General features: G+C 64.1%; 15 protein-coding genes. 7 read left to right on the top strand and 8 right to left on the bottom strand.

The window, feature by feature from the left end; genetic code table 11:
* Positions 1-39: 39 nt before the first annotated feature.
* The 6 genes from RBH22_RS02375 to RBH22_RS02350 all read left to right on the top strand — a co-directional run bounded on the left by RBH22_RS02375 (position 40) and on the right by RBH22_RS02350 (position 4,293).
* Positions 40-753 (top strand): molybdopterin-binding protein, encoded by a 714-nt coding sequence (locus RBH22_RS02375; RefSeq protein WP_256544718.1) that lies wholly within the window; start codon positions 40-42, stop codon positions 751-753.
* A gap of 241 nt (positions 754-994) precedes the next feature.
* Complete coding sequence (locus tag RBH22_RS02370) at positions 995-2,065, top strand: ATP-NAD kinase family protein (protein WP_306676419.1); 1,071 nt, start codon at positions 995-997, stop codon at positions 2,063-2,065.
* A 122-nt stretch (positions 2,066-2,187) separates the two neighbouring features.
* Entirely contained in the window at positions 2,188-3,219 is a 1,032-nt protein-coding gene (locus RBH22_RS02365) for a phosphate uptake regulator PhoU (protein ID WP_121568147.1), read from the top strand.
* A gap of 76 nt (positions 3,220-3,295) precedes the next feature.
* Positions 3,296-3,487 carry a hypothetical protein gene (locus tag RBH22_RS02360; protein WP_121568146.1) on the top strand — a complete coding sequence of 64 codons (192 nt, stop codon included), beginning with the start codon at positions 3,296-3,298 and terminating at the stop codon, positions 3,485-3,487.
* A gap of 68 nt (positions 3,488-3,555) precedes the next feature.
* The gene (locus tag RBH22_RS02355) at positions 3,556-3,780 is read left to right on the top strand and encodes a hypothetical protein (protein ID WP_121568145.1); all 225 of its coding nucleotides are present in this window, start codon (positions 3,556-3,558) and stop codon (positions 3,778-3,780) included.
* Between the two features lie 81 nt (positions 3,781-3,861).
* Complete coding sequence (locus RBH22_RS02350) at positions 3,862-4,293, top strand: SRPBCC family protein (protein ID WP_256544716.1); 432 nt, start codon at positions 3,862-3,864, stop codon at positions 4,291-4,293.
* Between the two features lie 375 nt (positions 4,294-4,668).
* On the opposite strand, the gene RBH22_RS02345 is transcribed toward RBH22_RS02350, so the two are convergent.
* The 8 genes from RBH22_RS02345 to RBH22_RS02310 all read right to left on the bottom strand — a co-directional run bounded on the left by RBH22_RS02345 (position 4,669) and on the right by RBH22_RS02310 (position 11,597).
* Positions 4,669-5,472, bottom strand: a complete 804-nt coding sequence (locus RBH22_RS02345) for an RIO1 family regulatory kinase/ATPase (RefSeq protein ID WP_256544715.1) — start codon at positions 5,470-5,472, stop codon at positions 4,669-4,671.
* Between the two features lie 205 nt (positions 5,473-5,677).
* The gene (locus RBH22_RS02340) at positions 5,678-6,139 is read right to left on the bottom strand and encodes a universal stress protein (protein ID WP_256544714.1); all 462 of its coding nucleotides are present in this window, start codon (positions 6,137-6,139) and stop codon (positions 5,678-5,680) included.
* 87 nt (positions 6,140-6,226) lie between these two features.
* The gene (locus RBH22_RS02335; protein ID WP_306676417.1) at positions 6,227-7,291 is read right to left on the bottom strand and encodes a hypothetical protein; all 1,065 of its coding nucleotides are present in this window, start codon (positions 7,289-7,291) and stop codon (positions 6,227-6,229) included.
* Between the two features lie 74 nt (positions 7,292-7,365).
* On the bottom strand, positions 7,366-7,905 hold the full coding sequence (locus RBH22_RS02330; protein ID WP_306676731.1) for a FlaD/FlaE family flagellar protein: 540 nt from the start codon (positions 7,903-7,905) through the stop codon (positions 7,366-7,368).
* A gap of 795 nt (positions 7,906-8,700) precedes the next feature.
* Positions 8,701-9,267: a chemotaxis protein CheD gene (locus RBH22_RS02325; protein ID WP_256544712.1), complete on the bottom strand. Its 567-nt coding sequence runs from the start codon at positions 9,265-9,267 to the stop codon at positions 8,701-8,703.
* A 100-nt stretch (positions 9,268-9,367) separates the two neighbouring features.
* Positions 9,368-10,609: a chemotaxis protein CheC gene (locus RBH22_RS02320; RefSeq protein ID WP_306676416.1), complete on the bottom strand. Its 1,242-nt coding sequence runs from the start codon at positions 10,607-10,609 to the stop codon at positions 9,368-9,370.
* A complete protein-coding gene (gene cheY, locus RBH22_RS02315) occupies positions 10,606-10,974 on the bottom strand; it encodes a chemotaxis protein CheY (RefSeq protein ID WP_121568137.1) in 369 nt (122 codons plus the stop codon). The genes RBH22_RS02320 and cheY overlap by 4 nt, the downstream gene beginning before the upstream one ends.
* 71 nt (positions 10,975-11,045) lie before the next feature.
* Entirely contained in the window at positions 11,046-11,597 is a 552-nt protein-coding gene (locus RBH22_RS02310; RefSeq protein ID WP_256288087.1) for a hypothetical protein, read from the bottom strand.
* A 158-nt stretch (positions 11,598-11,755) separates the two neighbouring features.
* On the opposite strand from RBH22_RS02310, the gene RBH22_RS02305 reads away from it, so the two are divergent.
* Complete coding sequence (locus RBH22_RS02305; RefSeq protein ID WP_121568135.1) at positions 11,756-12,094, top strand: helix-turn-helix domain-containing protein; 339 nt, start codon at positions 11,756-11,758, stop codon at positions 12,092-12,094.
* Positions 12,095-12,308 lie beyond the last annotated feature (214 nt).

Here is a 12,308-nt window from a genome sequence, read left to right as displayed (position 1 = left end):
TGCCGAGTCGCTTTTGTCCATCTCAGGCATATCACGGGTATGCGAGTCGCAATCGTCACCGTCGGAGACGAGATCCTCTCCGGTGACACGGTAAACACGAACGCCGCGTGGCTGTGCGAACAGTTGAACGACCGCGGTGTCGACGTCGGGCGTATCACGACCGTTCCGGACGTCGTCGCCGACATCGCCCGCGTCGTCAACGAGTACCGCGCCGAGTACGACGCCGTCATCGTCACCGGCGGCCTCGGTCCCACGCACGACGACGTGACAGTCGACGGCGTCGCCGCCGCGGTCGGACGCCGCGTCGAACCGCACGACGCCGCCCACGAGTGGTTGACCGAGCACGGCGGGTACGCCGCGGAGGACCTCGTCGACGGGACCACCGACCTGCCCGCGGGAGCGCGAATGCTGCCGAACGAGGCGGGCGTCGCGCCCGGCGCGGTCGTCGAGGGCATCTACGTCTTCCCGGGCGTGCCCACCGAGATGAAATCGATGTTCGAGGCCGTCGCCGACGAGTTCTCCGGCGAGGCCACCTACACGACGGTCGTCGACGTCGACGAACCCGAGAGTGAACTGATCGACCGATTCGAGGCGATCCGAGAACGCTTCGACGTCACTGTCGGGAGTTACCCTGGCGACTCGGTCCGTGTGAAACTCACCGCGACGGACGAAGCCGTCGCCGACGAAGCGCGCCACTGGCTCAGCGAGCGTGTCGAACTCGTCGACGGAGCAGTGGATCGAGAACAGGCGTAGGCGTCGGCGCGAACGCTACCGATAGAGGTAGTAGAGCCAGCCGACAACCATCGCGACACTCAACAGGAGAATGACCGCGCCGGTCTCCGCGATCGGGAAGGGTTCGCCAGTGACTTCGAGTGGGAGCATACGCCTCAGTTCCGAGGCGCACTTCTTAAACGTTCAGTAATCCGGCTCGTCCCCTCGCCAGCCACGTCCGAGCACCGGCGGACTTTTGCTCGCAACGCCGTTCGGTTCGCGTATGCGTCTCGGTTTCGTCGTCAACCCCATCGCGGGAATGGGCGGTCGCGTCGGTCTCAAGGGTACCGACGGCAAAGTCGAAGAAGCGCGCCAGTTGGGGGCCGAGCCTCGCGCTCCCGACCGCGCCCGTCGGGCGCTCGTCGCGCTCCACGAGCAGGGGGGCGACGACGTCGAACTGCTCACGTGGGGCGGGGAAATGGGGGCCGACGTCGCCCGTGCGGCCGGCTTCGAGCCGGAAGTCCTGGGCTCTCCTGCGGACACGGAAACCGGCGCCGACGACACGGCTCGGGCCGTGGCGGCGTTCCTCGACGCCGACGTGGCTCTCGTCCTCTTCGTCGGCGGTGACGGGACCGCCGCAGACGTCGCCGACGCCGTCGAAGGGACTGCCACGCCGATTCTGGGCGTGCCCGCCGGCGTGAAGGTGTACTCCTCTGTGTTCGCCGTCTCGCCCGAAGACGCCGCACACGTCGTGCGGACGTTCGAGCGGACCGAGCGCCGCGAGGTTATGGACATCGACGAAGACGAGTACCGCGAGGGCGAGGTGCATCCCGAACTCCGCGCGGTGCCGTACGTCCCCGTCGCCGAGGAACTCCAGTCGTCGAAACAGCTCGGTGGCGGCAACGTCGAAGCGCTCGTGGCAGGGACCGTCGACGACATCGAGGCGAGCGAGAAGACGTTCGTGCTGGGACCGGGGAGCACCGTCGGCGCGATCAAAGAGGCACTCGGCTTCGATGGGTCGCCGCTGGGCGTCGACGTCTGGCGGGACGGCGAAGTGCTCGCCCTCGACGCGACCGAATCGGAGATCCTGGCTGCGCTCGATCCCGACGGCGAAAACGTCGTCGTCGTCTCGCCGATCGGCGGCCAAGGGTTCGTCTTCGGCCGGGGCAACCCACAGCTCTCACCCGACGTGATCCGACAGTGCGACGTCGAGGTCGTGGCCTCGCGCGCGAAACTGGATACCATCGGCGAACTCCGCGTCGACACCGACGATCCGGAACTCGACGAGGAACTCCGCGGGTGGACGAAGGTCCGGGTCGGACGTGTCGAACGGCGGATGATGCGGATCGCCTAGAGCGGGTCTGTCCGTACAACCCTGGTGGTGGGGAGCCACCCATTTCAACACATCCTAACAAATACATATCTGTATAAGTGGCATATAGTGAAGATTAAGGCCGCTGGAGACCAGGGTATGGTATGGAGACGCGTAAGGTTCAGCGGCTCGGTCCCTCCACGCTGGCAATGACGTTACCGGCGGAGTGGGCGAAAGAACACAACGTCGACAAGGGTGATGAGGTTTCTCTACGGATGGGCGGGAAAGGAACGCTGACGGTACTGCCGGAGTCTGCGAGTCAGGAAGATTCCTCGGCGACGATTCGCGCGGACAATCTCGACGCCGACTCGCTCGAACGGGCAATCGTCGCGCAGTACGTGCTCGGACGGCGCGTGATCCACATCGAAAAGAGCGACGGCGCACTCGACTCCGAACACATCAACGCCGTCTACAAGGCGGAGACGCAGCTGATGGGTCTAGGCGTCATCGAGGAGACGCCGGACCGCATCGCGATCCGCTGTTCGGTCGATCCCGAGGACTTCACGCTCGACAATCTGCTCGAACGCCTCGAAAACACCGGCAGCACGATGCGCGGTGAGGCGGTCAAAGCGCTGGCACACGGCAACACGGACCTCGCCCAGCGCGCGTTAAACCGCGAGCGACAGGCGAACAAGATCTTCGTCCTCCTGCTACGTCTCATCTTCACGGCCTACCAGAACCCGAACCTCGCGCGGGCCGTCGGACTGGAGTCGGGCTTCCCCCTGATCGGTTATCGCTCGGTGGCGAAGAACCTCGAACTGACTGCGGACAACGCCGAGGACATCGCCAACATCGCGATGGACGCCGAAGGTCACACGCTCGACGTCGACTCGAAGACGATGCGGCGGATCCGCGAGTTCACCGACCAGGTCGACGAACTCACGCGGACGGCAGTGCAGTCAGTCGTCGAGCGCGACTACGACAAGACCGTCGAGTGCCGCACCCTGTTCCGTCAGCTTCGAGACCGCGAACAGGAGATCCTCGACGACCTCCCCGAGATGGACAACGAGGAACTACTCCAGATCCGGGAGGTCCTCGTCAGCCTCCAGCAGACCGCGCAGTACGCGATGCGGAATGCGGAGATCTCAGCGAACCTCGCGCTGAACGAGGAGTCCGAACACGTGACGATTGGGTAGTCGAAGCCGACCGGTGAGTATGCGACGCCGCCTCCCAATTCGTATGAACTAAGTCGAGACCGGGAAACGTTCGGGTATGGAGACCGCATCCGCCAGTTCTGACAAGGGAATCGGCCTGACCGTCCTCTTTTCGATCGTCGCGATTCTCGGAGTCGTCGGGATGTTCGCCGCGGGACTGACCGGGGATCAGCTCGTCGCCGCCGTGGGCTTCGCCGTCGCCACGATCGCCGCCTCGCTCGCGGTGTCTGCGACGCACCTATTCGGGTGACTTCCGAACGCTACGATAGCCCGCTGACGAGAAACCGTTAAGACCGAACCGTCCGTACACGGAGTCAAATGAGTGACTTCACCGAGGAGGAAAAACGGATCGTCTCGTACCTCCGCGAGAGCGTGTCCGCCGGCGAGCGGTACTTCCGGGCGAAGAACATCGCCGACGCCATCGGGCTCTCGGCCAAGCAGGTCGGGGTTCGACTGCCGCGGCTCGCGGAGAAGTCCGACGACGTCGAGATCGAAAAGTGGGGTCGGGCCCGCTCGACGACCTGGCGCGTCACCCGTAGCTGAACACTGCCCGGCACAGCCCGTCGCCGTCCGCGCGAACGCGCATTTCAGGGCCTTTTTTGTCTCTCCACCCTACGTGACGGTATGACGGTTCGTGTCCGGCGGGTGTTCGAGTTCGACGCCACGCCCGAGGCCGTGTGGGACTTCATCGCTGACCCCTCCAAGCGAGCCGACGCGATCAGCGTCGTCGAGCGCTACGAGGTCGACGAGGGGACCGGCGCAGCGACGTGGCACGTTCGGCTGCCGATTCCGCTCGTGAAGTCGACCGCCCGCGTCGAGACCGAAGACGTCGAGCGCGACCCGCCGCGATACGTCAAGTTCGTCGGGAAGTCCTCGGTGCTGCGCGTCACGGGCGAACACACCGTCGAGTCCACGGACGGCCACACGCGGCTCGTGAACGAGTTCGTCGTCGACGGCCGCGTGCCGGGCGTCGAACGGTTCTTCAAGCGGAACCTCGACGAGGAGTTAGAGAACCTCGAACGCGCGCTCAGCCGCGCCGTCGAATCCGAATCCTGAAATCGACAGACTACAGGAGAGTCGCCCCGGAGCCGGTGGGTTTATTCACGTCCCGCTGCTACGCTCTTTCGCCGACGAACGACGCTTTTCTCGTCGCAGTCGGCACAGATCCGCCGCACGCCGCCGCAGTGTTCGGGGTCCGCTGCGGCCCACCGCGTCCAGCGCTCCCTCTTCCCGGAGAGGGGGTAGCTGTTCGCTCCACTCCCGCCTCCGCCTTCGCATCCGCTCACCTCTCGCTCTCACCCACCGTTCCACTTCCCACCGCTTCACTTCCTACCGTTCCACTTCCTGTCGCCCTACTGCCCCATCCTGTCGGTCGAGCCTCGACGCTCCTGAGCCGTGACCTCGCTCGGAGCACCGCCTCCCGTAGCCTCGCTACGGCGAGGAGGCGCGCTTTTCGATCTCGCCTTTCAGGACCGCGGCGTCGAAGTCGTGATCCGGACGGATGTTGACGAAGTCGAGAAAGCGCGCGGCGTCGAGTAGTTCGTCCGTCGAAAACGCTTCGAGCGCGGCGTCGACCGCGCGTTTCGCCCCGATCAGCGGTTCGAGCGCGCCGAGCGCGCAGGCGACGTCGTAGGCCTTCGCGTCCCGCGCGCCCTCCTCGCTGACGTTCGTCGCGTCGATGAAGTAGATCTCACCGTCGCGGATGAGGACGTTCTCCGCGCGGAGGTCGCCGTGTAGGAGTTCGTGTTCGTGCATCGCGTGCAACGCCTCGAACAGCGTAGGGGCGAGATCGGCCTCTGCTTCCTCGTCCAACTCGTCGAGCGTCCGGAAGTCGGGGAGGTACTCCAAGACGAGCACGCCGAGGCCGTCGACCTCGAAGGCCTCGACCGGTTCGGGCGCGTTGAGGCCGATGTCGCGCATCCGCCGCGTCGCTTCGAGTTCGTGTTGTGCCATCTCGACCGGCGTCGCGAAGTGCTCGAAGAACCCTTCGGTACCCGACGAGAAGGCACCCAGGTTTCGCCCGGTCGTAAAGAGCGCGTGGACGATCGAGTTCTGTCGCGAGATGACCTTCACGAACCACTGATCGTCGACGACCATCGGCGTCGAGAGCCAGTTGTCGGCGTCTAGAAACCGCACGTGGACCTCCTCACGATCGTAGCGATCGCGGATTTCGCGGGCGACGGCCTCCAGTCGAGACCACTCGATACGCCCGCGAAGGAGGCGGCGGAGTTCCATATGCTTCCAGTCGGTCTCCGGGCGTATATAAAGTCGCCTTCGCGTCACGCGGCGGATACCCCGCCGGATATATCGTGAGCGGACGGCGGCCCAGTCGGGCGTATCATAAGCGGACAGTGGTCTGCTGGACGTGGTCACGCGTCGGGAGCGCGGCGTGGTCGGAGCCGGCGCGGTTGGAGGCGACGCGCGGGTAATTTGCTCTCCGTTATTCCTCTTCCTCTTCCTCTTCTTCCTCGTGTGAGCGGACGGTCAACACGGGGACGTCGGAGCGACGAACGGTTCGCTCGGTCACGCTGCCGAGCAGGTAGCGTTCGAGGCCGGTGCGGCCGTGCGTCCCCATCACGATGAGGTCGCAGTCGTTTTCGGATGCGTAGTCGACGACGACGTCGTCGGGTACGCCGGGTTCGATTGCGGTGACGACATCGGCGACGCCGGCGTCCTTCGCACGGTCGGCGACGTCGGAGACCACTGATTCCGCTCGCTCGCGGAGCGTCTGTTCCACCTGTTGCGGGCTGATGGCCGGCGCGCTGTGGCTTACGTCTCTGGCATCGACGACCGAGAGGACGTGCAGCTCGGCGTCGTACTGGTCGGCGAGGTTGATCGCGTGCTCGACTGCGAGGTCGGCACAGTCGCTGCCGTCGGTCGGGACAAGAATACGGTCGTACATACGTTGTCGTACTCGGAGTGACAATTAGACGTTTTGGATGGCTGCCACCGCGTGAGAATGTGTGGGAGCGTCCGGACGGCGACGCCGTTACTCGATCAATCGCTCGGCGATCCGGCGCGCGCCTTCGGCCGGGGCGAGGTCGGGTCGGTCGGCGGAGATACATTCGACGTCGCGGTCGAGTTCATCCGAGAGGCGCTCCTCGAAGACGTCGACGATGCCGGGGATGCAGGCCATCCCACCGGTGAGAACGATCGGCTTCGAGAGCGCGAGCTGGTACGGCTTCATATGGTCGTTCGCCAACTGCGCGAGGAAGTTGTTCGCGACCTCATCGACGGCGTTGTCGACGTAGTCGTCCAGCGGTTCCATCACCGAGCGCTCGATGGTAAACTCGTGGGCGCCACCACCGGGCTGCTGGATGACATCCGTGAACGGCTCGAACTCCTCGAAGTCACCGTGCTCCTCTTTGTACTCGCGGGCGGTCGTCAGATCGACGTTGACGCGACCTTGGGTCTCCTCCTCGACGGCGTTGGCGATCCGCCGGTCGACCTCGTTACCGGTGACGGCCCCGGAGACGAACGGCGAGAGCTGTTCGCCGTGGCGGTACGCGGAGGCTTCGAGGTTCGTCGAGCCCATATTCACGGCGACGAACACCTCGTCGATAGCGCGGAGGTCCTCGCCGAAGGCCGGAATCGCTCCGCAGAGCGACTCGGGGAAACTTCGGACCAAGGCGTCGCCGACGGGGCTCTCCTCGATGACGCTGTTGAGGTTCGCCAGCCCCGGTTCGTTGTCGATCGTCGGAATCGCGTAGACGACGGCGGTGTCGGCGTCGAGTCCTTCGGATGCGACGACTTCGGCGAAGAACTTCGAGGCGAGTTCCGCGCGGTCCTCGTCTTCTGGAAGCCCCGAGCGGAGCATATACTGCACCTCGTCGGGGTACTCCTGTGCGGCCTGTTCGCCGAAGAGCACGCGCTCCTCACCGGTGAGCGCGTCCTCGTACGTCGCGAGACACGTCAACGTCCGGATCGTCTCCACTTCGTCGTCGCGGACGTACTGGAGGACGGTCCGCGTGCTTCCGAGTTTGACGCCGACCGGCGTCGGTCCCGATTCGGCTGCCCCAGCCTCGTCGAAGGAGGCGTCTTCACTGTCTGCCATAGGCAAGTGGAAACAGAACGAGCAGAAAGTACTGTTGGTATATGGGTTGATACGAGCCGCGACAGAATACGGCGCTACGTCATCGACGCCAGTCGTGCGATGTAGACCAGGCTCAGATGATGGTCATCGACGTCGTATTCGGTCGTATTGGTGACCTCACCGGAGAACCCGACCAGGTAGTCTTGCAGTTCGGATTCGACGTCTTCGGTCAGCCACTCCACGGTGTGGTAGTACCGGAGCGCGTCCATCGTCCGCTTGAAGCCGCCCTTGAGGACGAGGAACTCGAGCCAGTCGAAGACGAGTCGTTCCGCGGCGTACGCGTCGGGGAGCGAGCCGAGATAGGGCTTCGAGAGCCCTTCTGCCGCGGCGGTCTCGTGGACGAGCAGTTGTTCGAGTTGGTTCTGTCGGAGAGCCTCGCCAGCCCGCCCCCGGGGCCGTTCGCGGATCTCGGTGTCGAACTGGAACCGTCCGACGTCGTCGGCACCGAACTCGGGTTCCGCGGGGACTCGTGAACGCGAATCCGTGCGCCGCCGGTCGTCGCGTCGTCGGTCGGGGTCGCGCCCGCGACGCGAACGATCCTGCGCGCCGACGCCGAAGCCGAGGTCGCGAGCGATCTGATCCGCGAGGACGACCTCGTCGTGACCCTCCGCGTGATCCGAGTCGCCACGTCGCGGCGGCGTGACGTCCTCGCGCGGACGCACAGAGACCTCGCCGCGCTCGTCGTCCGCATCTCGGTCGTCCGTCTGCTCGGTGGCGTCGCGCCGTCGAGCACCCTCGCGGTCACGACTGCCAGCGTTCCGTTCCTCGTCGCGCCGGCGGATGTCGTTTTCCCGTGCCTCGCGACGGTCGGTATCGCGGTCTCGGCGGCTCTCAGTTCGACCGTTCAGTCGTCGCTCGTCGGTACGCTCACGCGCTGCGCGGTCGGAGATGCGTTCGCTCTGCCGCCGGTCGTCGCGATTCGCCCGATTGTCGCGACTCGACCGGTCGTCACTCCGGCGCTTCCCCGACCGACGCCGGTCCGTGCGACTGCGGCGGCGTCGCTCCGACGGCAGTCGGTCGTCGTCGTGGTCCGATTCATCGCCGGGCTGTTCGTCCTCCGAACGGCGCGCGCCCCGCCGTTCGTCCGCGATTCGTCTGAGTTCTCGGAGGTCGTAATCGTCGGGATCGATGGTCATTGCCTGTCTCTCGTCCCGCGGCGAAATCGCCGCGTCGGTCGTACCTCGACGGTCTGCAGGCGCGTGCATAAACGTGCCCCCGAAATTATCAGCGAAGATACTGCGACTATGTGTGACGAACCAGTACGTACTGGGAGACTGCAACCCGCCGAGTCATAGGGATTATCGTCACTGTTCGGAGAGTCTCGCCGTACCGTCCGGCGAGAGATCAATGAGGACTTACGATAATCTCTATCAGATGACGTGATTTTCGCCGTGTGCCCGCCGGATGGAGAGTTCGCCAGTCGTGGCATCGAACGACAGCGAACGGCCGTAGTCGCCACCCACATCTGTCGCGACGAGGGGAACGTCGTACGTTTCGAGCGTTGTCTTCGCGGCGACGACGTTGCGCTCACCGACGCCGCCGTCTCCGGAACTGAACTCGAACATCGCACTCCCCCCGGCGAGACGTGCTTCGATACGTGAGCGGTCAGCACCCGTCTCCTCCATCGAATGCAGGAGCCCCGGAATAGCGGTGTTGACGTACTTGGCCCCGGCTGGCCGGTCGTCTGTGGGCTCGTCCCCGGTCGCATCGCCTGCCCCGCCATCGCCGTCCTGCTCGTCGCTAGCATATGGTAACATCGCGTGCGCGAGGCCAGCGACGCCGGCGTCGACGTCAGCCAACGCGATCCCGACACAGGAGCCGAGTCCGCTCGTCACGAGCGTCGATCCGGCCTCGGCGACGGCGTAGTCGGCGACGCCGACTTTGATTCGCTTGGACGACGATTGGTCGGTCGATCGGTCAGTCGTGTATACTTTCATTGGTTCGTTCGGGGCGTGACGAAGCAGCGCCGAAGGCACGTTCGTCAGCTGAGGTGATCATTTCGGCGCACGTGGTCGTGACACGGTCATTCGCCGGCTGTCAGTTCGCTTCGGGCGCGAGCTGGTCGAAGGCTGCGCGCAGTTCTCGTTCGTCGGGGAGCGCGTAGATGTCGCAGGTGAACGTCTCGTCCGGCGTGGCGATCGCCGAATCGATGAGGAACGCATAATCTTGCGTCCGCGCGAGTTCTGTCACCAGCGGGTCCACAATCGCCGAGGCGATGTCGTCGACGTAGGTCGGGGGGGAGATTTCGATCGTCGTCTCCAAGGAGTTGGCCCAGCCGTCGAGGAATCCGGACGTGACGATGTTGCCGATCTCTTGCAGCGCGCTCTTTCGCATCTCTGGATCCGCGTCCATCCCAGGCATCAGCGCGTCGGCGACGCTTTCGGCCGATTCCGGGTCGAACAGAATCGCGATGTATCCCGATGGCGTGCCCGAGAACTCGAGGACGACGCCTCGTCTGGCCTCGTCTGTGAGTTCCATCGGCACCCCCTCGACCGGAACGAAGCTCAGTCGACTCACGTCGACGTTGGTGTCGATCCCGGTCATCGCCGTCAGGTCCTCCGAGGCTTGTCCCGCGCCTTCGGAGATCATCTGGGAGAACGACGTGAACGTCTCGACGGGGATCGCGTCGTCGGCGTCGCCCGCGACGTCGACGATCGTCTCGACAGAGTCCTGCGTCGGTAGCATATAGATGTAAAAGCCCGCCTCCTCGTCGACCGTTTCGAGGTGGTTCCGGAACGCGAGCACGTGATTGGAGTCGATTTCGGCACCGAAATCGACGTCTTCGTGGACTTCCGCGCCGAATTGGCCGTCGGTGTCGAACTCGGAGTCGTCGACGACGTCCTGCAGCGACTGGCCGGCGTCCAACTCGACGTACGTCGGCGTCGTGATGTCGATGCCGTCGCCGAGGAAGTCCGCCCAGCCGTCGATGAACCCCCCGAGCATAATATTCCCGAGTTCCTTCAGGCCGCTCGTCGCCAGGTCACTGTCCGGGTCGTCAGAAGCACCAGGAACGAGTGCGTCGACGAGCGAGATGGCACGGTCGCGGTCGAACGCGAGAACTGTCTGGCCCTCGATCGCCCCCGAAAACCCGATGTGGACGGTGACGAGGTCGCGCTCCCGAAACTCGCGTTCGACGTCCGCTCGCGTCGCCATTTCAACTTTTGTGACGGCCACGCGGGCGTCGAAGCCAGTCAGCGTCGTGAGCGATCCGGCCGCTTCTTCCGCCCCCGAGTGGGCGAGACGACTGAACGTCCGAAGCGACTGGACGTCGAGGTTCATGCTTCGACGCCCACCACGTCGTCGATAGCCTGGAGCACGTTCGGCTTCTGGAAGGGCTTCGTAATGTAACCGTCCGCGCCGGCTTCGACGGCTTCACGCATTTTCTCCTCCTGTCCGACGGACGTGCACATAATCACCGACGAGTCGGGGTCGATCGATTTGATCTCCGACGTCGCCTCGATGCCGTTTCGGATCGGCATCACGACGTCCATCGTGACCACGTCGGGATCGAGTTCACGGTACAGCTCGACCGCTTCAACCCCGTTTTCGGCTTCGCCGACGACCTCGTGATCGTCCTCGAGCAACTGCTTCAGCAGATTCCGCATAAACGCCGAATCGTCCACAACCAGTACGGTGCGTGCCATATCTTCACTTCCGAGAAACGCTGTATAAACGCATCGTCCCCATTATCAGCGCTGATACGGCTCTTGCACGCTCACTCTTCGTCCGGCGGGATCTGAAGGCCATCGTCGGGGAGTGAACCGACGAGGTCTCCGATCGAGTCATCGAGCGTGAGGTCGTGCTCTTTCAGGAGCGACGCGAGCGCCTTCTTCGGATACGAGACGCGCGTCTCGGAGGCGAGAAGGAGAATGCCGAGGGCTCGCTTTTCGGAGGCTGTGGTGTCGATCTGTTCGACGTACCACGACGCTAGCTCGCCGAAGGCGTCGACGACGTCGTCCGAGAAGTGCTCGTGGTGGTCGACCTCGCCTTCGAATGCCGCGGTGAGCGCGAACCCGTACTCCGAATCCTGCTCGGAGAGGTACCGGGCCATCTGCTGGCGGGCGAGCGCTCCGAGGTCCGCAGACGCGTCCTCACCGTCGTTCTCGTCCACTGACGGCGAATTGTCGTTGTCGGTCGCGACCACGTATCGACCGTCTGAGATCTCTGCGACCCGTTCGGAGGCGGTGTAGTCGAGTTCGTCGGGTCTGACGACGCCCTCCTCGTCGCGCACGGGTCGCCGCGCGTCATTCGGAGGGTCGGGAGCCATACCTCGTGGTGCCGTCGGCGCGATAATAAGCCCATCGCAGGCGAAAGTCAGTCGACAGCCACGAGACGGGCGGTCCTCAAATCCGATATTCAGTATCGAATTCGAAATCGCGCGGACCGTCACATTCAGGTAAGTCCGGTTAGAACGTGGCGCTATCTATGGAGTCCGACAGGACGCTCGCAGCGCTCGGAAACGAGTACAACCCGGACATCTTACGTGCTGCCGACGAAGCTCACTCCGCACAGGAATTCAGTGAAATGCTCGACATCCCGATCGCGACGTGTTATCGCCGCATCGAGGAGCTCACGGGTGCCGGGCTGCTCGAACTACACGACCGCGTCCTCTCGGACGAACACCGTCGGACCAACGTTTATCGCCGCGACGTCGACGAGATCGTCATCAGTTTCGACGAGAACGAACTCAACGTGCAGGTGACCGAGCGCCCCGAAGTGAAGAACAAACTCGACGACGTCTGGCGGAAGATTTCTCAGGAGTAAGCTGGCTGGCGGCGTGTAGCGAGTCGGGGCCAGCGTAGGCCCCAACGCTCACAACCGGAGCCCGAAGTCCGAATCGCAGACACAATTTTTCTAGTTCGCCGACTCGTTATTGGGGGTCGCTGTCGGACTCGGAGGTAGGGATTCTCACTCTTGATTTTTCCAATCGTGAGACAGAAGTTTTCGTATGCGGCCTGAAACTACCGAAATTCGGCTT

The sequence above is a fragment of the Halobellus sp. H-GB7 genome (genome assembly GCF_030848585.1).
GTDB lineage: Archaea > Halobacteriota > Halobacteria > Halobacteriales > Haloferacaceae > Haloquadratum > Haloquadratum inordinatus.
The sequence above is the reverse complement of the archived record's forward strand: the minus strand, read 5'-3'. Positions and strand labels throughout refer to the sequence as shown.

What these genes read in the sequence shown, in the direction of transcription:
- RBH22_RS02335 (WP_306676417.1), bottom strand. Translation starts at nt 7,291, where the DNA reads ATGGCAGACAGTGAAGACGCCTCCTTCGACGAGGCTGGGGCAGCCGAA.
- RBH22_RS02320 (WP_306676416.1), bottom strand. Translation starts at nt 10,609, where the DNA reads ATGAACCTCGACGTCCAGTCGCTTCGGACGTTCAGTCGTCTCGCCCAC.
- RBH22_RS02350 (WP_256544716.1), top strand. Translation starts at nt 3,862, where the DNA reads ATGACGGTTCGTGTCCGGCGGGTGTTCGAGTTCGACGCCACGCCCGAG.
- RBH22_RS02345 (WP_256544715.1), bottom strand. Translation starts at nt 5,472, where the DNA reads ATGGAACTCCGCCGCCTCCTTCGCGGGCGTATCGAGTGGTCTCGACTG.
- cheY (WP_121568137.1), bottom strand. Translation starts at nt 10,974, where the DNA reads ATGGCACGCACCGTACTGGTTGTGGACGATTCGGCGTTTATGCGGAAT.
- RBH22_RS02365 (WP_121568147.1), top strand. Translation starts at nt 2,188, where the DNA reads ATGGAGACGCGTAAGGTTCAGCGGCTCGGTCCCTCCACGCTGGCAATG.
- RBH22_RS02325 (WP_256544712.1), bottom strand. Translation starts at nt 9,267, where the DNA reads ATGAAAGTATACACGACTGACCGATCGACCGACCAATCGTCGTCCAAG.
- RBH22_RS02370 (WP_306676419.1), top strand. Translation starts at nt 995, where the DNA reads ATGCGTCTCGGTTTCGTCGTCAACCCCATCGCGGGAATGGGCGGTCGC.
- RBH22_RS02340 (WP_256544714.1), bottom strand. Translation starts at nt 6,139, where the DNA reads ATGTACGACCGTATTCTTGTCCCGACCGACGGCAGCGACTGTGCCGAC.
- RBH22_RS02355 (WP_121568145.1), top strand. Translation starts at nt 3,556, where the DNA reads ATGAGTGACTTCACCGAGGAGGAAAAACGGATCGTCTCGTACCTCCGC.
- RBH22_RS02375 (WP_256544718.1), top strand. Translation starts at nt 40, where the DNA reads ATGCGAGTCGCAATCGTCACCGTCGGAGACGAGATCCTCTCCGGTGAC.
- RBH22_RS02305 (WP_121568135.1), top strand. Translation starts at nt 11,756, where the DNA reads ATGGAGTCCGACAGGACGCTCGCAGCGCTCGGAAACGAGTACAACCCG.
- RBH22_RS02360 (WP_121568146.1), top strand. Translation starts at nt 3,296, where the DNA reads ATGGAGACCGCATCCGCCAGTTCTGACAAGGGAATCGGCCTGACCGTC.
- RBH22_RS02310 (WP_256288087.1), bottom strand. Translation starts at nt 11,597, where the DNA reads ATGGCTCCCGACCCTCCGAATGACGCGCGGCGACCCGTGCGCGACGAG.